The organism is Anabaena sp. WA102, assembly GCF_001277295.1.
GTDB classification, from domain to species: Bacteria; Cyanobacteriota; Cyanobacteriia; order Cyanobacteriales; family Nostocaceae; genus Dolichospermum; species Dolichospermum heterosporum.
On record NZ_CP011456.1, the window covers coordinates 1,716,050 to 1,742,924 of the forward strand.

The window sequence follows — 26,875 nt, forward strand, 5'->3', positions numbered from 1 at the left end:
TCCCAATTTTAGATTTGAGATCAAGAATTTCAGATTTATAAAAGTATTTATGAATCTAAAATCCCCAATCTAAAATTGGATGACAAATGACAAATAGTTGTTAACGTAGTATCTCCACGTTGAAGAAATAATAGCTAACTACTTTCATTTTGGAGAATTTGATATTGGGATTGGAGTCTTTCTAGCACCTGATTATCTACGGCTTCTTTAGCCATGCGAATGGCACTAAAAATAGATGGTGCTTGGGAACTACCATGACCAATAAAACAAATACCGCTGACACCCAGAAGCAAAGCTCCTCCGTGTTCAGCATGATCCATGCGTTGTTTAACGCGCTTCAGATTAGGTTTTAAAATCGCTGTACCGATTTGACCGTGTATCCCTTGGGGTAGTTCTTCTCGAAGAATTTGTAGAATTACGCCCCCAACTGCTTCGGCAAATTTTAATAAAATATTACCCACAAAGCCGTCGCAAACAATCACATCAAATTCACCAGATAATACATCACGCCCTTCAGCATTACCAGTAAAATTAATTTGAGTATTTTCCCGTAACAATTGGTGGGCGCGAAGAACTACTTCGTTACCTTTAGTATCTTCTTCGCCAATATTCAATAAACCTATCTTGGGATTGTCGGTTCCCAAAACATACTGACTGTAAATTGAACCCATAACTGCAAACTGCTCTAAAAATTTAGGGCGACAGTCTACATTAGCACCAACATCCAGGATCATTACTGGCTTGCCGGCTTTGATGGTGGGGAATACTGTGCCAATTGCTGGGCGGTCAATTCCCGGTAATCTGCCTAATCGCAGCAAAGCTGATGCCATAGCTGCCCCAGAGTGTCCAGCAGAAAATACAGCATCTGCCTGTTGATTTTTGACTAAATCCATCGCTATGTTGATGGAAGATTTCCGCTTGCGTCTAACTGCGTTGAGAGGATCTTCATCCATAGCGATCGTTTCCTCGGCAGGAACAATCTCCAAATCCGCCATAGTTGTCTTTGGCGGCATTACAGCCTCGATTTGTTGGGGATCTCCAACCAGTAATATTTTTACACCCAATTCTTCTCGCGCCCGCAGTGCGCCGGCGACGATCTCAGTGGGTGCATGATCTCCCCCCATTGCGTCAATTGCGATCCTTACACCAGTCGATCCCATTGCTCAGAGCTTATAGAAACCTTACAAATTTTATCAGATTGCAATACTTAAAAATTCAGAATTCTCAAAAAAGCATAAGAAAATCTATTTTTTCTGCAACTAAGAGAATTCAGGAGCTTGCATTAATTGAAATATAACGATACCTAATTAAGCATATAGGTATTTTGAATAGGACTGAGAACGATCAGGTTAAAGCTTTTTTATGCTCTTTTACCGTTCACCGGAAAATATGTGAATGAACTACCCCTTGCTAATTACTATAAAGGCGTTTTCTAGATGATAATAAACTGAAATTATAGCAGACCAAACAACAAAAATGAGATTTACATTTACAGTCCCCAGTAACTACAATTTTTTAGGCAGATTTTACCGACTGGCAAGCATCAGCGTGCTTGCTAATATGATGGTTCCTTTGGCTGGTTTGGTAGATATTGCTTTTTTAGGGCATTTAACAGATATTCGACATTTAGCAGGAGTAATTTTAGCAACTATTCTCTTTGATTATCTTTATCGAGTATTAAAGTTCATGCGTTCTAGCACCAATGCTATAACGGCTCAAGCTGTTGGTAAAAATGATGATAAAGCAGTAGTTTTAGCTGGTTTACGGAGTGGTTTAATTGCTTTACTAGTGGGTTTAATTATTGTTTTATTGCAATATCCTTTACAAAAAATTGGTTTTTTCATTTTGAGTGGTTCTTCAGATATTGAATCTGCTGGAGTTGATTATTTTTATGCGCGAATTTGGGGCGCACCTGCTGTCCTCCTCAATTTTGTTTTATTTGGTTGGTTTTTAGGTAGAGAAATGAATTGGGTGATGCTATTAATGTCAATTGTCGGTAATGGTTCTAATGTATTGTTAGATTATTTGATGATTTCTAAATGGGGTTGGGCAAGTGTAGGGGCAGGTTTAGCAACAGCATTAAGCCAGTATTTAGCTTTAATCGTGGGTTTAATATGGATGTTTTTTACTATTCCTTGGCAAGCTGTACCAGCAGCCATTCAAGAATTATTTGATTGGGTAGCTTTAAAGGAAACTTTTGCGTTAAAAGGTAATATTTTGATTCGGTTTTTAGTATTAATTTCTGTCTATTCTATTTTTACTAATTTAAGTGCAACCATGGGAACAACTGTTTTAGCGCAAAATGGTTTATTACTCCAAATTGCTCTTTTGAGTCAGTTTACAATTCAAGGGGTAGGAGTAACAATGCAAACCCTGACAGCGAATTTTAAAAGCAAAGGCAATACTCAACAGATCATCCCTTTATTAATAGTTTCTCTAGTTACGAGTGTGGTGATTGCATTAGGTTTTGCCGGGACATCTATTTTCTTCCCTGATCAGGTATTTGGATTATTAACTAATCACACAGAAGTGAATCAAGAGATTAATCAATATACCATTTGGTTACTGCCTATTTTAGTAATGACTGCCATTACTTTTATGCTAGAAGGTTACTTTATTGGTTTAAAGGAAGTTGCAACTTTACGTAATGCGGTATTATTATCTTTTGTAGTGGGTTTTATCCCCTTACTAATTGCTGCTGGATATTTTCACAATAATCATTTATTGTGGTCTTCTTTACTGTCTTACATGACAAGTAATATGGTTTTATTAGGTATCTCTGTACCTGGAACATTGAAAGATAAAAGTTTAGAAAATCAGCCATTAATTTCCAGATAAGACTCCCATTTGTTTTTTCAGATCCCCGACTTCTCGAAGAAGTCGGGGATCTTGTCTTGTCCAGATTAGAGGAAATTAAATTAACTCAAAACCCAGCTAACCAGTGTTCTCACACCAAAACCAGTTGCCCCAGCACCATTGTAGCCATGTTCCTTATCAGCCCAAACTGGTCCAGCAATATCTAAATGCGCCCAAGGAGTATCCTTAACAAACTGCTTCAGGAATAAAGCCGCAGTAATAGAACCGCCATAACGGGGTCCGGTATTTTTCATGTCAGCAATACCCGATTTTAACCCGTCAAAATATTTATCTTCCATCGGCATCCGCCAAATTTTCTCACCAGCATTGTCAGCGGCGGTTTGTAGTTGGGAAGCTACCGCGTCATCTGGTGTAAATAAACCCGCGATATCTTCGCCCAAAGCCACCACACAAGCACCTGTAAGGGTAGCTAAATCAACGATCGCATCTACACCCAATTTATCAGCATAAACCAAGGCATCAGCCAAGGTTAACCGCCCTTCAGCATCGGTGTTATTAACTTCGATTGTTTTGCCATTTGATGCAGTTAAGATGTCTCCAGGGTGCATAGCCTTACCGCTAATCATGTTTTCAGTAACGGCGGAGATAAAGTGAACTTCTACATCTGGTTTTAACTGCCCAATGGCTTTGGCTGCACCTAAAGTTGCGGCTGCACCACCCATATCCATTTTCATGGTTTCAATGCCGCTACCAGCCCCTTTAATGTTCAATCCACCGGAATCAAAAGTTACACCTTTTCCGATAATTGCCAGTTTCCGCTTAGGTGTACCGGCTGGTTTATAGATGAGGTGAATGAATTTTGGTGGTAAATCAGAAGCTTGGGCGACTCCCAAAAATGCCCCCATGCCTAGTTTTTCGCATTCTTCCTGTTCGAGAATTTCCAGTTCTAACTCGTGTTCGTGAGCGATCGCTTGAGCAGTTTCTGCCATAGTAATAGATGTAACCGCATTCGCTGGGGCTGCTACCAACTGTCTCGCCAAAATCACGCCAGAAACAATTTGATTAGCGCAGGTAATAGCCGCTTCTTGTCCAGCTAAACCAAGTAAATCAATGGTTTCGATATTGGGATTTTTATCTTCTGGCTCGGATTTAAAGCGAATATCTTGGTAAAGTGCCAATTCTATGCCCTCAGTTAGTGCTTGGGCTGTGGTGGCTGGGTCATTATTCCACAGTGGTAAACTGATGCCCAAAGTCTTGGTTTTTTGCTTTTTGGCGGTTTTGGCTATAGTCGCGGCTACACGGCGTAAACTGTCTAATTTTAGTGCGTCTGGTTTCCCTAAACCAACCACAATCACCTTCTTCACTGGACCAGTCCCACCTAAACGAATGACAACGGTGCTATTTGCCTTACCTGTAAACTCTTCCTCGGCAATTACTTCCTTTAAAATTCCCGCAAATTTATCATTTAAGTTGACCAGATCACCAGTTAACTCCACTGCATCTTCAAATAGACCAAAGGCTAAAGTATCACCAGTCCAATCTAATAATCCTGTATTTGTAAGTTGAATCGTCATTTTTGTAATTTCTGTCTATCTTGCTTCATGTACCAGTATTGCTCAAATTTTCCGAATCATGGGCGTTTCACGCAACGTCTTGACAATCTGGTAAGATGAAAAATAGTTGACAAATATCCAATTTACAAAGTTTTATCGGTTTTTTAGCCATCCGTTGCTTGTAAAAATTATTCCTATGCCTAAAGAAATCAATCAGCCCCAATTACCACCCACCAGCGCTATTGACAGTGTGACTAATGTTGCATTTGAAAATTGGTTTGAATATCCAGTTCGGGCCCAACCTCACCACACTGATTACGCAGGTATAGTTTGGCATGGTACTTATTTAACATGGATGGAAGAAGCACGGGTAGAATGCTTACGCTCTATAGGCATTGAATTTGCTGATTTAGTAGCTTTAGGTTGTGATTTACCTGTTGTAGAATTGTCAATTCGTTATCATCAGTCGGTGAAATTAGGAATGCCAGTCCTAGTAAGAACACGGATGGCTGAGGTAACGGGAGTGCGAATGAACTGGGACTACACCCTTGTTTCTCCTGATGGTCAGGATTTATATATTACTGCTCTGGTAACGTTAGTAGCTTTGGATCGAGAAAAAGGTAAAATTATGCGTCAGTTACCACCCGCGTTTCAAGATGCTTTGGCGAAAATTTCCGGTTCTCGGAAGATTAGGTAATGGAAACTGGGAACTATAATAAAAAAACTTTTCCAGCAACCCATAGTCTTAATATGTCTAAATCAGTAAAAATATCTGATCATTTAACACAAAAGGTTCGAGAAAAAGAGAAAGAGAAAGAGGAACAACTAATTAATGAACTTAGACTTTTATTAAAAACCTTGATTTATCAGGAAGAAGTTACAATTAAAGCCATCATAGATTGTCTTTATGATGTTGGTTCAACTAATTTTATAAATCATAAGCTGCATTTTGGAACTCTCAATAAGACTCTAAAATTTATGACTAAAATGTCGAAGCCAGTATTTAAAATCCTGGCTTGGCAATGGTTTAATAAAAATTGTCCTGAGTTAATTACTAAATGGCTGGAAAGTAAGGTGACATTTGCCAGAGTGGAAGAAACGAAGATAGAGGTGATGGTAGATAATGAAAATCTCAGTTTAGCTTCTATGTCTCAACTTCCAGAAGAAAATCAAGCTAATCAGGTAAAACATCTGCATTTCCAGGTGAAATTGTTAACAGGTATTTTAGTTGTAGTTTTAACTATCTTTTCCGGTAGTTTTATTTGGTTGAATTATTCATTAAAGTTATCGCATTTGCAAACTGTAGAAAAACTCCAAAATCAAGTTAAAATCCTAGAATCTGGTGTCAATAGACATTAGTAAGTAGGTGGGCGTTAAAAATTGTCGTTGGGGCAAGGGAACAGGGAACTCTTAACAGGGAACAGGGAACAGGAAGAGAGTTTTGAGTGATTTTACTTTTCTTCACATACCTTTAAATTTTTCTGTTCACCTACTTAATTAAAAATGAATAAACATACAGCACTTTGTAGTGTTATGAAGTACAAGAACCCCACCCCCAACCCCCTCCCCGCAAGCGATGAGGGGGCTAAGATGTACCTTATATGATTAAAAATCGCTGTAATTTGTGTGTACACGATAGCCACGCAACCAAGGATGGGACTAGTACCGCAAAGCGGAAGTCAAAAGTCAAAATGAAGACAGTATAGGCTTTTAGAGGATTTAGAATGGTTGGTTTATTTACGCCGTTTTGTACTAGGATGTATTTCATTCAAGTGCAAACTTCGTAGAAATCTAAAATCCAAAATCCAAAATTGATATGTTGCGGGTTTTAATTCTCGGTGGAATTGGTGATGCAGTGGAATTGGCTGCTAAGGTAGCAAATATTCCTGGTATTGAGGCGATCGCTTCTTTAGCCGGTCGAACTCGTAAACCTGCTAATCTTGTTGGTAATGTGCGGATTGGCGGTTTTGGTGGTGTCCCAGGATTGGTTGGTTATTTGCGAGAAATGCAAATTGATATATTAATTGATGCTACTCATCCTTTCGCTAATCAGATTTCTGAAAATGCCGCCGCAGCGACACAGGAAATAGGTATTCCGCGATTAATGGTAATTCGTCCACCTTGGGAAAAATTAGGAGATGATTGCTGGTTAGAAGTAGAAAATAATCTCGCTGCTGCTGCTGTGTTAGCAAATCAAGCTAAACGAGTATTTTTAACAATTGGTAGACAAGAAATTGCGACTTTTGCAAATTCACAGGGAATTTGGTTTTTAATGCGGATGATTGATCCACCAAATACTGATGTTATCATTCCACCTGGATTAATTTTATGCGATCGCGGTCCCTTTACTTTAGAAAACGAACAGGAAATTTTACTCAAATATAATATAGATACCATTGTTAGTAAAAATAGCGGTGGTAGTGCCACCTATCCCAAAATTATCGCTGCTAGGAAACTCGGAATTAAGGTTGTGATGGTAAATCGTCCACCTGTACCCCCAGGAGAACAAGTTCCAGACGTGGATAGTGCGTGTAAATGGTTGTTTGACAAGTTGGATATTTTATAAAATTAAGGTAATTAATGGAGGGACGCAACATGGTGATTAAGAAACCAGATATTAACAATACTCCTCAAAATCTGATTTTACCTTTAGAAAGTGGCGATCGCCTATCACGCCACGAATTTGAACGTCGTTATACAGAAAGTCTCCATGTTAAAAAAGCCGAATTAATCGAAGGAGTAGTTTACGTGGCATCACCCTTACGCTTTCAACGTCATGCAGAACCCCATGCAAAACTGGTAATTTGGTTAGGGAATTATCAAATTGCTACACCCGGTGTCAAGTTAGGTATTGAACCCACAATTAGATTAGATCAAGATAACGAACCCCAACCCGATGGAATTCTATTCATTGATCAAAGTTTAGGAGGAAAGTCCCGCATTACAGCAGATGACTATATTGAAGGTTCACCAGAATTAGTTGCCGAAATTGCTGCTAGTAGTGCAGCTTATGATTTGCATGATAAAAAAAAGGCTTATCGTCGCAACGGTATTCAAGAATATATTGTTTGGCAAAGTTTAGAAAAAAAACTAAATTGGTTTCAATTACATGAAAGTGAATATATCTCTCTTGAACCCGATGCTAATGGTGTTATCAAAAGTCAAGTTATGCCAGGTTTATGGTTAGCAGTGCCAGCATTATTGTCAGGTGACATGACTCAGGTTTTAGCAGTTTTACAAGCCGGATTAAATTCACCTGAACACGCGGAATTTTTACAAAATAGATAATTGGTGATTGGGAATATAGCAGATTGTAAATTAATGAGGCTTCCGTGAGCGTCAACCGATAATATTCGATGGCAGAAAGTGTTAGTAAAAGCTTTACGATCTTGGGATATATGGAATACAAGTAACACTTACGAACGAGGAAATTATTTATTTTTTAATATGCCTTTATACTCAAATAATACTGAATGGCAATTAATTGATGTGAGTGACAATGAAACTGAATTTCATATTTTAGGTGTTTTACCTGGATTGATTCAACTACCTTACCCTCCATCACATAAATCAACAGCTACTAGTGTGTTAATTCTGTGAATCCTTTACCCGTAAGACTTCATGCAAGTTCCGTGTCAGAAATATTTGCGGATTTAAGGTTTCAGGCTTTCAGGGATTCTTTTTTCTATCACACTTTCTGCATGAAGGAAATTTCTGGTTTGTCTGTCAAAATTAACACACTAAACAGCTACTCCTGTGATTAATTATCAACCTACTGTTGAAGAAAGATATGATTGGACACTTGAATTTGCTAGACGACTTGATGCTTGGTTAGCTGCTATTATTTTATATGCTGTTAGCTTATATCAACAAGAAGATAAACTTCAAGTTTTTAATATAATAAATTCGATGGACTCCATATCTGATGTATGTATTGATTGGGAATTTGATCAACATGAATGTCAATTAAACTGGGAATAATCCAATAATTCTCAAAAATCCAGATTTTTCCAAAAAATATAGTATAATCTGGATTCTAGACGAAAATATCAATTATATAGTACAATAGTATCAATAAGCTATTGTCACTTAATAATTTACAGGTCATAAAATGGTATCAGTTAATCCGTTAGTCAAACCCTTTGTAAAGTGGGCAGGAGGAAAAAGACAGCTTGTGCCGACAATTCTAGCCAATCACCTGCCTAAAAATTATAATCTTCAAACCTACTACGAGCCTTTTATTGGTGGTGGTGCGCTTTTGTTTAGTTTGCAACCTAAAAAAGCTGTCATTAATGACAGTAATGCTGAATTGATAAATTGTTACAAAATAATTAAAAATTCTTTAGATGAACTAATTGAGGATTTAAAAAATCACAAAAATAATGAATATTATTATTATGATATTAGAGACTGGGATCGAGAAAAGAATTTCAAGTCTAAAACAGAAGTTCAACGAGCATCCAGGATTATTTTCTTAAATAAAACTTGTTATAATGGGTTATTTAGAGTTAATTCTCAAGGTCAATTTAATGTACCTTTTGGCAAATATAAAAATCCAAATATTTTAGATATAGCTGTTTTAAAAGCAGTTAATAAATATTTAAATGAAAATCAAGTTAGAATATTAAACTCTGATTTTCAAGAAGCTGTTAAAGATGCCAAACGAGGAGATTTTATATATCTCGATCCTCCTTATGATCCAGTTTCCGAAACTGCTTCTTTTACTGGCTACGATGTTAACGGTTTCAATAAACAGGAACAGAGAAGATTAAAAGAGGTATTTGATGATCTAAACAGTAGGGGTTGTCATATTTTACTAAGTAATGCTTGTACAGAATTTATCGAAGACCTCTATAAAGATTATCTGCACACAAAAATCTCAGCTATAAGAGCGATAAATTGTAATGGTAAAAAAAGAGGTAAAGTGGATGAGATTTTAGTAAAAAACTATGAGTGATAAAAATACTAAAAATGATATTGCTTGGGAAGCACTATTTGAAAAATACTCTATTTTGGAAAAAATAAATGAAATAGGATACTTTGAGATAGAGTCCAATAGTATTAATGAATTCAGAGAAAGTAGGTTAATGGCAAAGTTTGATCATTATCATACTTTGCCTAAAATCTTTAAACAACATAAGCTGTCTATATTACCTATTTCCAGAAATAAATATATAATAGGCAGATTTGATACTTATTTAAATGTTGATTATGACGCTTGTTTAGAACCTACTCCTGTTGATTTTCCTTCCAGTATAGAAAGTATAGATTATTGTAATCTCTTTTCAGAAAGTGCAGCTTTAAGTTGTGCTTTCAATATAGATATTATAGATGATTTAATTAATAGTAATGGAGAAGTTTTTAAACAAACTGTTTATGGTCGAATGTCTACAGGTAAGTTTAATTTTTTTATAAAAGATAAAGTAGATAATAAACAGTATCAAATTGAAGTTGATAACTCTCAGTGTGAAATAGATGCAGGGTTTGAGAGTGAAAATTATTTTGTATTAGTGGAAGCTAAATTATATGATGTGGATAATTTTTTAATTAGGCAGCTTTATTATCCATATCAACTATGGTCTAATAAAATTAGAACAAAAGAGGTAATTCCAGTTTTAATGACTTACTCTAATTCTAGTAATATATTTAGCTTCTTTATATACAAATTTGAGAATTTATTAGATTACAATTCTATAAAGTTAGTAGAGCAAAAAAATTATGTTATAGCACCCGAAATAATAACTCATGATGATGTATCTGAAGTATTTAAATCTATTACGATAGCCCCTGAACCAACAGATATTCCATTTCCACAAGCAAATACATTTGCAAGAATTATAGATTTACTAACAATTTTGTTAAATAAAGAGCTTACAAAGGAAGAGATTACAGCAAATTATCAATTTAATCAACGACAGACTACTTATTATACTGATGCTGCTAGATATCTTGGATTTGTTGAAAAATATAAAGACATAAATACTAAAGAAATCAACTTTAAGTTAAGTGATGAAAGCACAGATTATTTAAAAAAAAGGCATAAAATAAAAATATTATATTTTATTAGAAAAATTTTACAATATCAGGTTTTTTATAAAACTTCTAGCACAGTTAGACGATGGATAGCATGGATATTAAGTATGATTTCTGATGAGTAAATTAGATATAGAGGTGTAAGATAATAGCCTATCCCTCTTAAAGTTTAAATCCCACATTCCGCACCCCCCAGTGTCACAATCGGTAATTTCGGATTTTTGAATACCTTTGATGATAATTTTGATACAAAATCGTCGAAATCTTAGGTGGCGAACTGCTTGCAGCAGCGCTTCGCTATCGCCAATCTCAAATCCCCAAACGACCATTTTTCGTTGTGTGACAGTTTAGGGTGCGGAAGGTCGGTTAAATATATAAGAGGGATAATTAAAAGACATTACCAATGATGATCATTATCATTAATTGGGAACTTTATTTCTTGGCAGTCCCTTAACAGCGAAACCTAACAAAATCCTTGATAATGTTGGGTTTCGTTCCTCAACCCAACCTACCGTATAATTACTTTTTAGGCTTAACCGAGCAGTATTACCTTAACAGTCAACTGTTAACAATCATCTCTTAATAACTCAGAAAATCCTGAGAAATAGCAAAGGTTTCGCTAATGATTTCTGATGCTAATTGATTCCTATATCGCGCTTCGCTATCAGATTTAAGTAGAGGATAGTCCTGATGACCATTAGAAGATGATTGAGATTGTAAATAAATTCCCATAGCTACACTGGGTAGATAGCTAATATTATAATTTGCCACCTTTGCAGAGGCTACCGAAACAAAAGACAGCTTAAATAAACTGTGCAAAGGTAACTTGTATAGGTCACGGTGAGGAATTAAAATGATTGTCTCTACCCCTTCCAATTCTTGAATAATTGTGGAAATATTCAAGATATTTTGCAACTCTAACAGTTTGGATAGTGTTGCTGACTGTTGCCAATCTGCTAACCATTGTTCAAACTCAATTAAGCGTCTTACTCCCTCTGGAATTGCTTCTATATCTTGGATAGGTGTAAAAAGTAAAATGGGAGATGGGGCTTGATCTTTGATAATGAATGTGTGCAAAGCGGCTGGACTAATATGCCAATAAATTATAGCTGTGGAGGGATTCAGTAATTTTTGAATACCGTGATAATTCCCCGACTGAAGTTGATAATTTAAATCAGGTATTAACCACTGTAAACAATTATTTTTACCCTGTTCAGCGATTTCCCAAGCTTCTACTAGGTCTCCTGTATTTACAGCCAAATCAACTGCTAGTTGTCCTAAACCTATGAATTTTAGTAACAGTTGTTTTTTATTTTCATCAGAACGGGTGGGCTGAGTGAGTAATTGTTGTAATAGTTCAATTCCCCATTTTTGTAGTTCTTGTGCGGTTGTTGTTTCTCCTAAGCAGACAAGGACTTTGGCGAGAAGTTGCAAAATTTCTAAATGGAATTCGGGAAAATCTTCTGGTGTTAGGGTGGATAGTGCCAATTGGTATTCAGACATGGCATGATGCCAATAATCCCGATGTGCAGTTTCTTTTTTGCCTTGCTCGTAATAAGTATTACCAACAGCTATATGTAATCTTCCCCAACCTTCTGGATGAGTATCGGGGCGAAGATATTTTAAACCTTCTTGATAACTGGCTAATTTGCCTTCATAACCGCCTAAGTTCAGGTTGGGATTGGCGGCAGAAATGCTACTAACGATAATTAGTGATGATTGTTGGGGGGTGAGATGACCAGCAGCCGCCCCTCTTCCTAGCCAAGCTTCCCAATAGTCTAGTTTCATTTCCAAGGCACTGTCATAGCAGGAAATGGCTTGAGGGAAACGATCTAGGTAAAATAGGGCTACAGCTTGGTTATACCATGCCGGATGGAAATCGGGTTTGATGGCGATCGCTTGTTGATAGGAGGCGATCGCATCTTCCCGACAACCTAAGTTTTCAAAGGACACACCCCGGTTATACCAAGCTAAATAAAATTCTGGTTGCACAGCCAGAGCTTGATCCCAAGACTCAATCGCTTCTGACCATTGTTTTAAACTAAATAGCACTACCCCCCGGTCTATCCATACTTCATGATAGTTGGGTTCGAGATGGAGAGCTTGGTCGTAACTAGCGATCGCCTCTGCATATTGCTCAACCACAGCTAAAGCTATACCTCGGTAATACCAAGTTTCCGCATCTTGGGGTTCTAAATTCAAGGCTTGATCATAACTATCAATGGCTTCCCCGATCAAACCTAACTTGAGTAATGCCAAGCCTCTGCTAGACCAAGCTGGTTGGTAATTTGGTTGAATAGCGATCGCTTGATCAAAAGAAGCAATAGCCGCATCAAAGTCTCCCAACTCACCGAGAATACCGCCTCGGTTATACCAAACCTTATAGAAATCGGGTTTGAGAGCCAGTGTTTGGTTATAAGCAGCGATCGCCTCTGTAAACCGTTGCAAATAAAACAGTGTCAGCCCCTGATTAAACCAATATTCATAAGCTTGAGGTTGGATTTGACTAGCTCGTTCATACAAATACAAAGCCGCTAATAACTTTCCAGCCTTAGCTTGCTGTAACCCTTCATAAAATAAACTTTCTGCCGGATTAGTAACAACCACTTGTGATCTAGATTGCTGCACAATCTGACCATCACGAATTGCCAATTCCGACGCTAACCGCTGAACAAGATCGTTACTTTGCTCTAACCGCACCACCAACTCATCGAAAGTGGATGCTAACTGCGGTTCTAAATTTACCCAAGGCTCGTGCCAGCTTTTCTCCATTCGAGATTCTGGATCGGCAATTACATCCTCAACATTCTGGGAAAATTCCTGAATTTTATGCTCATAACTCTGATAGTCATTTTCCGTCTTGGCAGTATTGTCAAAAATATCTTCAGCCAAAGACTCATGACTTAACTCTAGAGACTCACCAGTGAATAGATCCTCAACCATTGGGGATTGTGGATGACTCAGAGGTTCCATTTCCTGATATTGCCAGATTTGCTCCCCAAATTGGCGCAGCAATTCTTGACCAGGAGTATCTAACTCCTCCTGTGTAGGGATGGAAATTTCCCACTCCTGTGACTCTTGCGTACTTTCATACTCCTGATTAAGATTGCGCCGCAATAGCTGCATCCCAATGTCATAGGACAAGTTACTAACCTCTCCCATACTCAACTCACCCAGTTTCACCATCCGCTCCGCTAACTGAAGATTCGGTGCGGGAGAAGCTAATAATTTGTCTCCAAATATCAACAGCCAATCTATCCAACGGTCAACAGTAATACGCGGTTCCATCCGCTGTAAATACTTGAATGCCCATTGTTGTCCTCGCGCTTGATGTACTCCTTCTAGGAGTTCGTTAAATAAGGACTCTAGATCCGCATTCGTAAGTTCTGGTGGTTGATCTGCCACCAGATTGCCTTGACTAGACTTGGGATCACTTATCCCAAGACTGCCAAAGGGGTACTGTAAAAATCTGTTAAGCCACTGCAAGAGCCACCTGAACATCTGCCAATTTTTATTATACAGAAGGTTCCTTCGCTTCATTATACTGATTAACCAATACCTGAATAATCTCTTCGGGATTTTGTGTTTCCACTCCTAGTTGTTGGGAGATTTGCTCACATAGGTTCTCATCCTGTTGTAACATCATCAACAGTTCATCTAGGGTAACAGTTTTGTATTCCCCTTCGGATAAATTTTCCTCTGTGTTGGCAGATACTAAGGGATTACTCTCCATTACATCAGGACCGTCATATTCCCAAATTGGTTCTCCTGGATTAAGTGTTAAGACTTTCATGCCTATATCGTAGGACAGATTACTGATTTCCCCAACTCCTAGCTCACCAAGTTGGACTAATCTGGCTGCTAATTCATTATGAGGTTTAGCAGATGCTAATAATCTGTCTCCAAAACGGATTAACCATTCTAACCACTGTTCCGTACTAACACGATGTTCAAGACTATGTAACCATTTTTGCGCCCAAGCTTGTCCCTTGACCTGATGAACCCCTTCTAGTAGTTCTGTAAATAGAAATTCTAAATCTGTATCACTTAGGGGTGGAGCTACTTGTGTGGGGACTTCCTCTCGACTGAGGGTGAGATTTTGTTTACCACCAAACAAGTGCCGAAAAATTTTTTTGAGCCATTGAATTAGCCGCTTGAACATTTGATGCACCATTGATGTTGCCTATTAAAATTTTAGCTGTGGGAGTGACTAAGTAGGTGAACGGAAAAAAACCGTAGACGCGGAGCGGCTTCTTGAAGAGTAATATGTAACGAAAAGTAAAGTTACCCAAAACCTCTTCCCTTGTCATAACGACAATTTTTAACGCCAACCTACTTATACTCAAAACGGTTAAAACTTGGACTTTTTTATAACACAAAGAACAAGTTTAAAGCCTCTCCCTAACCCTCTCCTAAGAGGAGAGGGAAAAGGAATAACATTTAATACTGGAGAGGTTTGGAGGGGGGTTCCATCTTTCTTTAAACTATGAACCGTTTGTAGTATAGTACACAACAGCGTAAGAGACTGTAAATAAAAAATTTTAGATTTTAGATTAAAAAACTTGCTACAAGACCCGTCCTTTAGAGTAAGCCACAAAATAAATGATCCTGTTTTGTCATGCTGAGTGTAGCGTTCGCGGAGCGTGGCGTTAGCCATAGCGAAACGAAGCATCTCTTGAGATTCTTCACTACACTTCGTTTCGTAACGCCTCTGGCACGCTGCGCGAACAGAATGACATTGGGCATTTCTTTTTGTGGAGTTCTCTTAGGGTGAAGTTAATCCAAAATCCAAAATTGTCAATCCAAAATCGAATGCCATGAGTTGTTAGAATGGTAAAACCCTAAAATTTACCTGGGATATACGGATTTAAACCTGTCTCCATGTCTTACGAACCACTGCACCATAAGTATCGGCCAAAGAGCTTCGCTGAACTAGTGGGTCAAGAGGCGATCGCTACTACCCTAACAAATGCCATCCTCTCAGCGAAAATCGCCCCTGCCTATTTGTTCACTGGCCCCAGAGGTACAGGAAAAACTTCCAGTGCGAGAATTCTCGCCAAATCTCTCAATTGTCTCCAAGGCAACCAGCCAACCCCCCAACCCTGCGGCGTTTGTGAAATCTGTCAGGGTATTACTAAAGGCTATTCTACTGATGTTATTGAAATTGACGCTGCTAGTAATACTGGTGTTGATAATATCCGGGAACTGATTGAACGGGCGCAGTTTGCCCCGATGCAGTGCCGTTATAAAGTATATGTGATTGATGAATGTCTAACAGGAGATTCTTTAATTCTCACTAATACCGGACTTGTTCGCATTGACAACCCGAATATTAAAGGACAAAAAGTTCTTAGTTACAATGAATCCTCTAAAAAATGGGAATTTAAAAAAGTTGTCCGTTGGTTAGATCAAGGGGAAAAGCAAACTTTAGTTATCAAAACAACTCACAGAGAAATTAAGTGTACAAGTAATCATTTAATCAGGACTGATCAGGGATGGATAGCAGCCAAAGACGTAAAAGAAGGAATGAAGATACTATCCCCTGTGAATGTGGATGCGGCACGCTCATTTACAAATTTGGAAAAGGTAGAATCTGTTCACCTCGCTGGAGTTGAGCGAGTTTATGATCTGGAAGTTGAGGATAATCATAACTTTGTAGCTAATGGATTACTAGTACATAACTGTCATATGCTAAGTACCGCAGCGTTTAATGCGTTACTTAAAACCCTAGAAGAACCACCTAAGTACGTTGTTTTTGTTCTGGCGACAACAGACCCACAAAGGGTATTACCAACAATTATTTCTCGTTGTCAAAGGTTTGATTTTCGACGGATTCAGTTAGAGGCAATGGTAAAACATTTAACACATATTGCCGATAAAGAAAGTATTAATATTTCCCATGATTCCCTGACTTTAGTGGGACAAATTGCCCAAGGGGGATTAAGAGATGCAGAAAGTTTATTAGATCAATTAGCTTTAGTCGCTGGGGAAGTGACACCGGATAAAGTTTGGGATTTGGTGGGTTCAGTCAGCGAAAAAGACCTATTTGGATTGTTAGAAGCGATCGCTCAAGATCAAGCAGAAATAGTCCTAGACACTACCCGGAAAATCCTCGATAGAGGACGAGAACCCCTAATTATTCTCCAAAATCTCGCCGCTTTTTATCGAGATTTTCTCATCGCTAAAACTGCCCCCAATCGTCAAGATTTAGTGGCTTGTACTCAGTCAACTTGGACATCATTAGTTGAATTTGCCCAAAAATTTGACATCAGTACCATCTTGCTAGGACAACAACACCTGAGAACAGCCGAAGTCCAACTAAAAAACACCACTCAACCCCGGTTATGGTTAGAAGTAACATTACTGGGATTATTACCCAGTGCCAATATTCAAATCCCAACTGCAAATATCCCGCCAAGAATCAATACAACCGCAACCCCAACCTATCCACCCGTTGCTGCACCACCAGCATATCCACCCACAAATCATAATCCATCTGTTAATTTCGCACCACCAACATCAGAACCTCTACCTCCACCACCACCTACCAACTATCAAACAGCAGCAGTACAACCACCAGGAGAAGGTTCACAATACGATTTAACTCAACTTTGGCAACAAGTTCGTGGACATATTCAACAGTTACCCACACAAGCATTACTGGGTCAAATGTGCCATTTAATGGAATTTAATGGTCATACTGCCCGTGTAGGTGTAAAAGCGGTTTGGTATGACAAAGTGAAATCTTATTTACCTATTATCACCACAGCCTTTAGACAAACTTTCCAGCAAGAAATTCAAGTTACTTTAGAAAAAGCTACCACTGCAAACGCCACATCTACCAGAAGAAATCCACCACCACAAACTTCTCCTCCAGTTCAACAACCACCCCAACAAACATATCAACAAACACCAGAACCACAACCCACACCACAACCAGTAGCTACAGTATCCACGCCATCACCTACACCAGTCCAAATTGAGCCTGTTGTTACCAATACAGCACCAGTACAAACTCTTTCTCCGCCACCGGTGTCACCATCTCCATCAAATTGGGATCATGATGGAGTCGTTAAAGCTGCGGAAAGTTTAGCCAAATTCTTTTCGGGAGAAATTATTCGGATGACAGATGACAGTTTCCAACTATCGGACTCTGTTAGTTCCGCAGAAACACCGGAGATATATGAATCCTATGTTGATGATGAATATAATTAAATAAGGAATGTGAATTAAATAAGGTGCAAAAGTAGGGTGTGTTAGCGACAGCGTAACGCACCATTCCAGATTACATCAGAATTGCAGGTTATTAAATTTGCGTTCCTAAGAGAACTCCACAAAAAAATGATCCAATTTTGTGGGATGGGCATCCTTGCCCGTCCTTGATGATTAGCGGGCAATTCGTCCCGCACCACAAGAAATTTTGGGATATTTTTTTGATTGGAAGTCTCTAATAAACCTGTGCTGCATGAGTTGTCATTGCGAGTGAAAGGAAGCAATCTCTTGACAACCGATAAACCACCTAACGCAAAAATCTCTCAAACCCTTATTCCTCTGTGTCCTCTGCGCCTCCGTGGTTCGTTAATCAGGATAATTTATTTCTTGGAAGTCCCTAAAACTAACGCAACACTGGCGGTAATCGTGGTCTACCAGTAGAAATTGCATAGTTAATTACTAACAATTGTAACCATAATCCTGGAAAGCGATTTTCTAACCAAGATTGATTCCATTTTAAGAATTTTGGAAACCATGTCCCCAAAATCAGACTGACTAAAGCATGACGAGCAAAGCTAACATAATTACCCAGCCAACGTAATAAATCTCGCCAACCAGCTAATTGCCAAATCCACAATAATAAAGCCGGATTTTTCAGGGCTGCTTTCAAAGCTAGACGGTTAAAAGTGAACCAATCACAACGATCTTTAATGAAATTATCTGTAACTTCCGGGGTTTCATCTGTTAATAACCCAAAGAAAGTATTCAGCATCGCATTTATCATTTGGGGGGCGATAAATTTGCCCGTGGGAACCATCATTCCCTTAGAAAACAACCACATTACCGCCACATTACTTTGGTAAGCCCGAATTTTATTTAAGTGTTGCTGACTTAATAAATCATGTTTGAGCGCGATATTTAACAGAGTAGTTAATCGGTCTAAATTGCGGACTAAAGAACCAAAACCAGTAAAAACTAGAGGAGACTGCAAAGAAGCAGCATCACCAATGGAAATTAATCTATCAACTGCAATAGTGCGATCGCTACTATCTACACTAAAATGTCCCGGTATATAGCCAAAAGTGGGTTTCCTCCACACTAATTTATCCAAATCACAACGCCGATACTCTGGCAAAATTGTGAAAAAATCCTCATACATTTCCAACAGAGAACCGGGATTTTGCTCATTCACCTCATGATAGTGAAACAGATAAATCGTCAACTCTTCCCCAACCCCAGGAAACAACTCCCAAATCAATTGTCGTCCCCTAGAAATATCCCCATGACTATAGAGAACATCCCCATATTCAGAATCCCAAACCCCAGGTTCAAAGCCCTTTTCAATCACCGCTCCCACCGTTGGACACACACTATCAAAAGCCCGACCACCATTTAATTGCCAAGCAATCGGTGAAGCCGTTCCCATTGCATCTATCAACAACCTTCCACTCACTTGCCGTTCATTTCCAGTAGGCAAATGTTTGACATTAATAGCAACTTGTGTAGAACTAATATTCACCTGGGAAAACTCCGTTTCGTCCCAAATATCACCACCAGCAGCTTGAAGTTTTTCTCCACATAATGCCAGTAACCTTTCTGAATCTAAAGCTATATTCAGAACAGTAGGAGTGTGGAGAACAGGGGATTTTAACTTAGCAGGATTATTCCCATCAAAAAACTTATTAAAACCGTCCTTATACTCCCTAGAAATAATTTCTGCTAATTCAGCATTTGTTAACAAACCCAAATTGATTAAACTTTGGATCTCATCACGAGAAATATTCCATTCTCTGTTCATTTTACCAAAAGGTAATCTTTCCACCAATAGCACCTTATAGCCCAATTTAGCCATGACTGCGGCATGAATTGACCCCAAAGCACCACCAATATAAATTAGGTCATACTCAGGACTAGCAGCAGGAGAAAGAACAGGTGATGTTTCCTGGCTATTCCCTTGATAAAATACCACTTGACGGGGCTTTTGCGGATTTCTTACCCCTTCGCGCCACCGTTGTTCCCACCAGTAAGCCCGGTTGAGGTGATATTCCCCATTAGACATTTTCTGAAAATACTTAACAGTTAAGGGATAATAAGGTTCTAGCTCTGCGAAAATTGAATTTTGGGCATCAATGACAGGTAGTTCCGGGTAGCAATTAGGAAAGCGACCTCTAATTTCCTGTGTCAGAGATTGGAGAATACCTCTCTCCCCTGGAAAAGGTTCATCTCCCCAACGGAATACCTTGAGATAAGTTGTTCGCTGCACCGACCACACAAATATAGACAGTTCTACATCACCAGAAGTGGTACTTTGAACCGCGCCTCTCAACCGCAAACCATCTGGGGTAATTAATTTTTGCCCATTTTCAACAACAAAATCTGTTTGTAGCCATTTGCTAACGGATACTGTATCGGGCGTAGGAATTTCTAAATAAAGAAGTTCTTGCATATTTTTCTGATATCTCCTATCAATCTACTCAGTTAGACAGATTAAAAAAAGGCAGAAACTAGGTTAGAATCTGCGCTGATTAACTTCATAAAGATCCCATAAAGAATTTTAGTCAGTAACCCAGCCCTAAAGGGACTGGGCTTGTAAGAGAAATCAAGCAAGCCGTACTGACCAGACCACCCTGAGTTTACTCTCATGGTAGCCGTTATTTGAGTCACGACACCCACCGAATGCGTTGCCCCTTCGGGGTTCAGCAGTCGCTCATGGGGGAAACCCCCAAGACCGCGCTGCTTCACTAGTTCCCTGCTCTGTCATTTGCAATTAAACAGTTTTAAGGTCACTGAAACAGTGTTGCAAGTCTAAAAAGCTCTTATAACAGGTCGTTCGCGCCAGCGTGCCGGAGGCATCTAGCTAACATTACCCCAGAAATGGGAGTTGGTTTCCAGATTCCAATCAAAAATCTGGTTTCAATTTTAATATCCACAGCGGTTAAAATCGCTCGTGTCGCTTCCCTCTCAGCCCTAAAAGGACTGAGTTTCCCACTTACCGCGAGATCTTATAATTTATCAAGTATAAGGACTCAGGATACATAAGGTTTGAGATGGAAGGAAACAGGGAACAGGGAACAGGGGAGAAATTCCATTCTCTATTCTTCAATTTCTTTCTCCTAAACTCCTGATAGCGTGGCGTGGCGTTAGCCATACTCCTGACTCCTGACTGGGCGCAAGCCCTGCGCCCCTACATCCTGACTCCTGACCCCTGAATTCTTATGTTTATTGTTCATATTGTAAATTTCCTAAACCCACGCCATGAATTATCCTATCCCAGACAGTCCCCAAGAAATATCTGCACTCAGAAAACAGCCAGTTGATGAAGAACTAGTTGCTGCGGTAATTGCTGGTGTAGTTAGAGTTGTTCGCGCCCAGGGTCAGTCCTTAGATCAATTAACGACCCAAGTATTAGCGGATGATCAAATGTTAGATAGACAACAAAGACGCTGGTTAAGTCAGTTGGTTACTCAAGCATGGGAAAACTTTCCTTAATACCTACAATATATACTTGAGAAGGTCATAACTAATTGGTTGCTTGCTCCAGTATTAATACTTATTTTTTAGCGCTTTCTACAGAATGCTACGCAAACAAGTTACGTAAAGGTAAGCTATCGTTCCACCTTCAGATATGATCTATTGTGGGAATCAATACCTTGTCCATTTCCTGCTTTGTTGGGTTAAGCGACAGCGCAACCCAACGCATTTGTTGGGTTTTATGCTAATTGCTCCGCGAACGTTTACGTTCCACAACCCAACCTACAAATCAAGGCTTTTTCTAATTTGGACAAGGTATTAGGGAATAAGACCAAATTGATAGAACAAAAATTACTGAAAGTTAGAAAACACAGGGTTAACACATAAGCTGTTATTCTAGTTTTTTAAATTTTCCTTAACCTTTAATTATTTATTCCTTAAATAAATTGGGATAGATTCTCTTTATAGTCAAAAACTTACCCATTTTTTTAGAGATCAAAAAGACTAAAATCTCCGTTGCAGACTAAGTAACAACAAACCTCTAATTGTCAATACAAAAATTATGAATTCAATTCAACTTAACCATATCGGTACTATTAAATTAAGCGGCGCAGAAATTTCTGATTTTGACCCCATATCTCAACGCCTGTTTGTGACTGGAGAATCTGCGAATAAACCTGTTCTCCAAGTAGTGGATGTTTCTGATGCAAATAACCCCACTCAAGTTACTAACATTGATCTTTCTAGCTTAGGTGCAGGAATTCAAAGTGTAGCCGTCAGAAAAGGCATAGGAACTGGAAATAGCATTGTGGCGATCGCTATTTCTGCAAATATAAGTACCGACCCTGGTAAAATTGCTTTTTATGACGCTGTAACTCTCACTAAAATTTCCGAAGTAACAGTAGGTGCTTTACCTGACATGATCACTTTCACTGCGGATGGTAGCAAATTACTTGTCACCAACGAAGGAGAACCCAGTGAAAATTATGCCATTGATCCAGAAGGTTCAATTAGTATTATTGATGTTTCTGGAAACATTGCCAGTTTAGATAACAGTAAAGTTACAACTGCAAATTTCACGGCATTTAATGGGCAAAAAGAAACTTTAACAGCCGCCGGAGTCAGACTTTTTGGGCTTAATGCCACCGTTGCTCAAGATTTAGAACCAGAGTATATTGCAGTTTCTCCCGATGGCAAAACTGCATTTGTTACCCTACAAGAAAATAATGCCTTTGCAGTTCTAGACATTGCTACTGCTAGTATTACTAAAATTGTTCCATTAGGTTTTAAAGATCATAATTTACCAGGAAATGGTCTTGATGCTAGTGATAGAGATGTTAATGGTACTTCTAGTGGTGGAGGTAAAATTAATATTCAAAATTGGCCAATTTTCGGGATGTATCAACCCGATGCAATTAGCTCTTTTCAAATTGCTGATAAGACCTATTATATCACAGCCAATGAAGGAGATGCGCGGATTCGTCCTACAGCAAATGGTACTTTTGGTAATGAAGGATCACTATTTAACGAAGAAGCAAGAGTTTCTAGTTTAAATCTTGATCCTACAGCTTTTCCTAATGCTACTGAGTTGAAAAAACCGGAAAATTTAGGACGTTTAACCGTTACCAATAAACTAGGAGATACCGACGGAGACGGAGACTTTGATAAACTCTATGCTTACGGCACTCGTTCCTTCTCAATTTGGGATGATCAAGGTAAATTAGTATATGACAGTGGCGACCAAATTGAACAAATTCTCAAACAACAAACGCCTACATTCTTTAATGCTAATAATGGTTCAGCCACTGAATTTGATACTCGTTCCGATAATAAAGGACCTGAACCAGAAAGTGCAATTGTTGGCGTAATTAATGGTATTCTTTATGGATTCGTTGGCTTAGAACGGGCTGGCGGTGGGGTGATGGTATATAATCTTAGCAACCCCACTGCACCTCAATTTGTTCAGTATATTAGAACCGAAGGTGATGTCTCTCCTGAAGGCTTAAAATTTATCTCTGCCGAAAATAGTCCCAATTTTCGTCCCATGCTGGCAGTTTCTAATGAAGTTAGTAATACCGTTAGCTTTTATGAAATAGCTTCCCAACCAAAGTTAACGACTTATGAATTTCAAAATCTACCCAAATTAGGCACAACTTCCACCGGACAAGATATACTTTTGGGCGGTTTTTCTGGATTGTATTTCCAAGGTGTAGCAGATAATGGCAATCTCAAATTTGTTACTAATACAGATCGTGGTCCCAATGGTGAACCCACTGGTCAAAATAGACCGTTTTTATTACCCAATTTTCAACCAGAAATAGTCAGTTTTGAACTCAATCAAACGACTAATCAAATCACAATTACCAAAAGAACTGGGTTATTTCGTGAAGATGGTACAACTCCATTAACTGGACTTCCCAATGTCCAAGCTGGGGCTGGTGGAACAGCTTACACTGATGAAATTGGCGTTGATTTAAATGGTCAAATCTTACCTAATGATACTTTAGGGGCTGATGTCGAAGGTATCGTGATTGCACCAAATGGCAACTATTGGCTGGTGGATGAATATCGTCCCGGAATTTACCATTTTGATGTCAATGGGAAGTTACTTGATCGTTTTGTTCCCCAAGGAACAGCAGCAGCCACAGAACCAGATCAACCCGCAGGGACTTTTGGAACTGAGGTATTACCCGCAGTTTACGCCCAAAGACGGGCAAATCGCGGCTTTGAAGCAATAGCACTAGAAGGTAACAAGTTATATGCTTTTATTCAAAGTCCAATTGATAATCCCGATAATGGCACTGATACAACCTCCAGAAATTCCCGTAATTTGCGAATTTTGGAATTTGACATAGTTTCTAAACAGGTAACTGGTGAATATCTCTATCTCTTGGATGATATTACAGGCAGTGGTAATGCCAAAACTGATAAAATCGGTGATGCTGTTGCCTTGGGTAATGGTAAATTTGCCGTTGTAGAACGAGATGATAGAAGTGATAATACTTCCAATAAACTTATCTATCAAATAGATTTAGCAGCAGCGACTAATATCAATAATCCTGCTAACTTTACTTTGCCAAGTGCTAAGACTATTGAACAATTAAGCCCGGCTGAATTAACTACCGCTGGAATTATTGCTGCTAACAAAACTTTAATTGTTAATGCAGCCCAAATAGGTTACACCGGGGTTGAAAAATTAGAAGGTTTGGCATTAGTTGCCCCCAATATTCTCGCTGTGATTAATGATAATGATTTTAATGTTGCTGGCACAACAATTCCTGAAAAATTAGGCATTATTGAACTAGCAAATAATCTACCTGTTACTATTAGTGGTACTTCTGGAAACGATGTATTATTAGCATCTGCCGGCGGTTATACTCTCCTGGGTTTAGCAGGTAATGACTCCATTGATGGTGTCACAGGAACAGGTGACAATATCCTAGATGGTGGTGAAGGTGATGATGAAATCTTTGCTAAGGAAAATGATACGGCTTTAGGTGGTTCAGGCAATGATCAAATATTCTCCGATGGTCAAGGTAATAATATTTTATCAGGTGGTGAAGGCAATGATCAAATATTCCCTGATCAGAATGACAAAGTATTTAGTGATGCTGGTAATGATATAATTTACTCCGGTCTTGGTGGTAACACCTTAACAGGTGGTGATGGTCAAGATACCTTTTGGTTAGCTAATGCTGCATATCTGCAAAGTCCCAACATAATTACCGATTTTAATCCAGCACAAGATTTATTAAACGTTAATGTTGATGGGTTTAAGGACATAAATCAACTTACACTTTCACCCCAGGGAGATTACACCTTAATTAGTGCGAATAGTAATCCCTTAGCTATTCTGAAGAATTATGAATTACCACAGTTTGCTATCACCTCAGCTTCAGCAACAGAAGGAAATATCATAATTTTCACTGTCACTCGGACAGGAAATAATTCATCTTCACAAAGTGTAACTGTAACTACCTCTATTGCTACAGGTGATACAGCCAGTGATACTGACTTGACTGCAAAAACAGCAACTTTGACTTTTGCACCGGGAGAGACTACTACAACCTTTGCTGTCCAAACAACTCCAGATGTCCTGTTTGAAGGAAATGAGACATTTACTGTCAGTTTAAGCAATCCTACAAATGTATCAATCATTAGTTCTACAAACGCCACAGCCCAGGGAACTATTACTAATGATGACGCTGCACCCAATGACCCAACGGATGATAACAAAAAACCAAATCTGCAAAGCTTCACCCAAAATGGACAAGAAGATCAAATAATAAGTTTTGGTATTGGAGACTTCAAAGACAAGGGTAAATACCAAGACGAAGACAATAATGATTTAATGGCAATTAAGGTAGTAAGTTTACCAACCGCTGGAAGCCTAACCTTTGTGAACGGTCAACAAGTGACTAAAAATCAAGAGATATTAGTTAATGACCTAGCTAATCTGCGATATAATCCCGTTGTTAATGCTAATGGTAATGTTGCCACATTGACAGTAGCAGCGATTGATAATGGTACTCCAAAAGTAGAATCTGATCCTGCTACCATCACAATCAATCTGACTCCGGTAAATGATCCTCCCGTTGCAAAAAATGATCAATTATCTGTCAGTCAAGGAAGTGCGGGAACTATCAACCCTTTAAACAATGATAGTGACCCTGAAGGAGATAGTTTAAAGCTCACCGGCAAAACCGACGGTAAATATGGCAAAGTAGATATCAATGGCAATAATTTGACCTATACGCTGTTAGATGGCAATTATTTGGGCAATGATGTCTTTAGTTACACTGTCTCTGATGGTAGTCTTTCCGCAAGTGCTGATGTTAGGGTGACGGTTACGGGTAAAGCTACAACTGCCACAGTAGCACCAACTCAGCTAATCTCAATTGCTCCTGTTGATAAACTGATTCCCAAGGAAGCAGGTACATTAACTGGTATTGTTGATAAATTGGGCTACGAATTTCCTAATAACTACAACCCATCCCTTGTCAAAAACTCCCTGCAAAATGCCCTAAATCAGACCACCGCAGCTTTTAATAATCTGTTCGGTCTCTATGAGGTGGATGATGTAACGGGGTCTGTAAATGGCATTAAACCCGGGGAAATCGGTTATGCGAAAGCCGCTTTGAGTAAGGTAGTAGATAACTTTATTGTGCGGGTAGGGGGTTCAAGTAGTGGTGCTGCGAGTGATGTCATTGTCAATGGTGGTAAAATCTATTCTCCCTTTGTAATTGCCAATGGTGGTAACTTCTCCGGTAATCTCCAAGCAGCAATTAATGCTTTCTTTGCTGCGAACCCTAATAATAGCCCAGCTAATGCCCAAAATTACACGACTTTACCTGTAGCCTATTTTAGCTTTGGGGTAGCTAACCCGGACGGTGCGGCTCATTTAAGAAGTTTTGGGAATAATACCTTTGGTTTTGAAGATTTACCTGCGGGTGTGGGGGTAAGTGACTACGATTTTAATGATGCGGTTTTCTCCTTTGGAGCGATAGCGTAAGCACTATTTGATTCTCCGGGTAGGGGTAAGAGACTTCCAATTAAAAAAATATCCCAAAATTTCTTGTGGTGCGGGCATACTTCGACAAGCTCAGTACGAGTCTTGCCCGCTAATCATCAAGGATGGGCAAGAGGCAAGAGTGAAGAGGGTTTGGGCGATTTTACGTTTCTTTACGCAGTTTGGTTTTATTGTGTTCACCTAATTATTCGCATATTCACAATTATTGTCTTTTGTCAAGCAGCACAACAATACCATTTTCTACAACCTTTATCTTGTC

General features: G+C 38.9%; 16 protein-coding genes and 1 pseudogene. 12 read left to right on the forward strand and 5 right to left on the reverse strand.

Going from position 1 to position 26,875, the window contains the following annotated elements; all coding sequences use genetic code 11:
- Positions 1 to 134 precede the first annotated feature (134 nt).
- Entirely contained in the window at positions 135 to 1,160 is a 1,026-nt protein-coding gene (gene plsX, locus AA650_RS07485) for a phosphate acyltransferase PlsX (protein ID WP_053538550.1), read from the reverse strand.
- Positions 1,161 to 1,476: 316 nt separating this feature from the next.
- Between plsX and gntT the strand changes: the two genes are divergently transcribed.
- Positions 1,477 to 2,838, forward strand: coding sequence for a guanitoxin biosynthesis MATE family efflux transporter GntT (gene gntT, locus AA650_RS07490; protein WP_053538551.1), 1,362 nt, complete (start codon positions 1,477 to 1,479; stop codon positions 2,836 to 2,838).
- An 80-nt stretch (positions 2,839 to 2,918) separates the two neighbouring features.
- Here the strand turns inward: gntT and AA650_RS07495 are convergent, their stop codons facing one another.
- Entirely contained in the window at positions 2,919 to 4,391 is a 1,473-nt protein-coding gene (locus AA650_RS07495) for a leucyl aminopeptidase (RefSeq protein WP_053538552.1), read from the reverse strand.
- Positions 4,392 to 4,566: 175 nt separating this feature from the next.
- Between AA650_RS07495 and AA650_RS07500 the strand changes: the two genes are divergently transcribed.
- The 8 genes from AA650_RS07500 to AA650_RS07535 all read left to right on the forward strand — a co-directional run bounded on the left by AA650_RS07500 (position 4,567) and on the right by AA650_RS07535 (position 10,528).
- Positions 4,567 to 5,067 carry an acyl-CoA thioesterase gene (locus tag AA650_RS07500; RefSeq protein ID WP_039199261.1) on the forward strand — a complete coding sequence of 167 codons (501 nt, stop codon included), beginning with the start codon at positions 4,567 to 4,569 and terminating at the stop codon, positions 5,065 to 5,067.
- Positions 5,068 to 5,120: 53 nt separating this feature from the next.
- A complete protein-coding gene (locus tag AA650_RS07505; protein WP_053541216.1) occupies positions 5,121 to 5,729 on the forward strand; it encodes a hypothetical protein in 609 nt (202 codons plus the stop codon).
- A gap of 457 nt (positions 5,730 to 6,186) precedes the next feature.
- On the forward strand, positions 6,187 to 6,936 hold the full coding sequence (locus AA650_RS07510) for a cobalt-precorrin-6A reductase (RefSeq protein WP_190384176.1): 750 nt from the start codon (positions 6,187 to 6,189) through the stop codon (positions 6,934 to 6,936).
- Positions 6,937 to 6,965: 29 nt separating this feature from the next.
- Positions 6,966 to 7,658 carry a Uma2 family endonuclease gene (locus AA650_RS07515; protein WP_053541218.1) on the forward strand — a complete coding sequence of 231 codons (693 nt, stop codon included), beginning with the start codon at positions 6,966 to 6,968 and terminating at the stop codon, positions 7,656 to 7,658.
- Positions 7,659 to 7,817: 159 nt separating this feature from the next.
- Entirely contained in the window at positions 7,818 to 7,970 is a 153-nt protein-coding gene (locus AA650_RS07520) for a hypothetical protein (RefSeq protein ID WP_168634853.1), read from the forward strand.
- 156 nt (positions 7,971 to 8,126) lie between these two features.
- Positions 8,127 to 8,351, forward strand: a complete 225-nt coding sequence (locus tag AA650_RS07525) for an alfin (protein ID WP_027402256.1) — start codon at positions 8,127 to 8,129, stop codon at positions 8,349 to 8,351.
- A 130-nt stretch (positions 8,352 to 8,481) separates the two neighbouring features.
- Positions 8,482 to 9,327: a DNA adenine methylase gene (locus AA650_RS07530; protein WP_027402257.1), complete on the forward strand. Its 846-nt coding sequence runs from the start codon at positions 8,482 to 8,484 to the stop codon at positions 9,325 to 9,327.
- Positions 9,320 to 10,528, forward strand: coding sequence for a type II restriction enzyme (locus AA650_RS07535; protein WP_081424169.1), 1,209 nt, complete (start codon positions 9,320 to 9,322; stop codon positions 10,526 to 10,528). Before AA650_RS07530 ends, AA650_RS07535 begins: the two co-directional genes overlap by 8 nt.
- Before the next feature lie 814 nt (positions 10,529 to 11,342).
- Here the strand turns inward: AA650_RS07535 and AA650_RS07540 are convergent.
- Positions 11,343 to 13,904, reverse strand: a pseudogene (locus AA650_RS07540) (tetratricopeptide repeat protein); the annotation flags it as partial.
- Positions 13,905 to 13,917: 13 nt separating this feature from the next.
- Positions 13,918 to 14,565 carry a hypothetical protein gene (locus tag AA650_RS07545; protein WP_234413334.1) on the reverse strand — a complete coding sequence of 216 codons (648 nt, stop codon included), beginning with the start codon at positions 14,563 to 14,565 and terminating at the stop codon, positions 13,918 to 13,920.
- A 719-nt stretch (positions 14,566 to 15,284) separates the two neighbouring features.
- On the opposite strand from AA650_RS07545, the gene dnaX reads away from it, so the two are divergent.
- Positions 15,285 to 17,618, forward strand: a complete 2,334-nt coding sequence (gene dnaX / locus AA650_RS07555) for a DNA polymerase III subunit gamma/tau (protein WP_053538557.1) — start codon at positions 15,285 to 15,287, stop codon at positions 17,616 to 17,618.
- Between the two features lie 400 nt (positions 17,619 to 18,018).
- On the opposite strand, the gene AA650_RS07560 is transcribed toward dnaX, so the two are convergent.
- Positions 18,019 to 20,061, reverse strand: a complete 2,043-nt coding sequence (locus AA650_RS07560) for an NAD(P)/FAD-dependent oxidoreductase (protein WP_053538558.1) — start codon at positions 20,059 to 20,061, stop codon at positions 18,019 to 18,021.
- A gap of 809 nt (positions 20,062 to 20,870) precedes the next feature.
- Between AA650_RS07560 and AA650_RS07570 the strand changes: the two genes are divergently transcribed.
- Both AA650_RS07570 and AA650_RS07575 read left to right on the forward strand, forming a co-directional pair.
- On the forward strand, positions 20,871 to 21,104 hold the full coding sequence (locus tag AA650_RS07570) for a hypothetical protein (RefSeq protein ID WP_039200269.1): 234 nt from the start codon (positions 20,871 to 20,873) through the stop codon (positions 21,102 to 21,104).
- Between the two features lie 544 nt (positions 21,105 to 21,648).
- Positions 21,649 to 26,598, forward strand: a complete 4,950-nt coding sequence (locus AA650_RS07575) for a choice-of-anchor I family protein (protein ID WP_053538560.1) — start codon at positions 21,649 to 21,651, stop codon at positions 26,596 to 26,598.
- Positions 26,599 to 26,875: the final 277 nt, after the last annotated feature.

Excerpts from the sequence above, each read along its gene's own strand:
- AA650_RS07535 (WP_081424169.1), top strand. The coding sequence starts at position 9,320 with ATGAGTGATAAAAATACTAAAAATGATATTGCTTGGGAAGCACTATTT.
- AA650_RS07545 (WP_234413334.1), bottom strand. The coding sequence starts at position 14,565 with ATGTTCAAGCGGCTAATTCAATGGCTCAAAAAAATTTTTCGGCACTTG.
- AA650_RS07500 (WP_039199261.1), top strand. The coding sequence starts at position 4,567 with ATGCCTAAAGAAATCAATCAGCCCCAATTACCACCCACCAGCGCTATT.
- plsX (WP_053538550.1), bottom strand. The coding sequence starts at position 1,160 with ATGGGATCGACTGGTGTAAGGATCGCAATTGACGCAATGGGGGGAGAT.
- AA650_RS07530 (WP_027402257.1), top strand. The coding sequence starts at position 8,482 with ATGGTATCAGTTAATCCGTTAGTCAAACCCTTTGTAAAGTGGGCAGGA.
- AA650_RS07495 (WP_053538552.1), bottom strand. The coding sequence starts at position 4,391 with ATGACGATTCAACTTACAAATACAGGATTATTAGATTGGACTGGTGAT.
- AA650_RS07570 (WP_039200269.1), top strand. The coding sequence starts at position 20,871 with ATGAATTATCCTATCCCAGACAGTCCCCAAGAAATATCTGCACTCAGA.
- AA650_RS07520 (WP_168634853.1), top strand. The coding sequence starts at position 7,818 with ATGCCTTTATACTCAAATAATACTGAATGGCAATTAATTGATGTGAGT.
- AA650_RS07510 (WP_190384176.1), top strand. The coding sequence starts at position 6,187 with ATGTTGCGGGTTTTAATTCTCGGTGGAATTGGTGATGCAGTGGAATTG.
- AA650_RS07560 (WP_053538558.1), bottom strand. The coding sequence starts at position 20,061 with ATGCAAGAACTTCTTTATTTAGAAATTCCTACGCCCGATACAGTATCC.
- dnaX (WP_053538557.1), top strand. The coding sequence starts at position 15,285 with ATGTCTTACGAACCACTGCACCATAAGTATCGGCCAAAGAGCTTCGCT.
- AA650_RS07515 (WP_053541218.1), top strand. The coding sequence starts at position 6,966 with ATGGTGATTAAGAAACCAGATATTAACAATACTCCTCAAAATCTGATT.
- AA650_RS07505 (WP_053541216.1), top strand. The coding sequence starts at position 5,121 with ATGTCTAAATCAGTAAAAATATCTGATCATTTAACACAAAAGGTTCGA.
- gntT (WP_053538551.1), top strand. The coding sequence starts at position 1,477 with ATGAGATTTACATTTACAGTCCCCAGTAACTACAATTTTTTAGGCAGA.
- AA650_RS07575 (WP_053538560.1), top strand. The coding sequence starts at position 21,649 with ATGAATTCAATTCAACTTAACCATATCGGTACTATTAAATTAAGCGGC.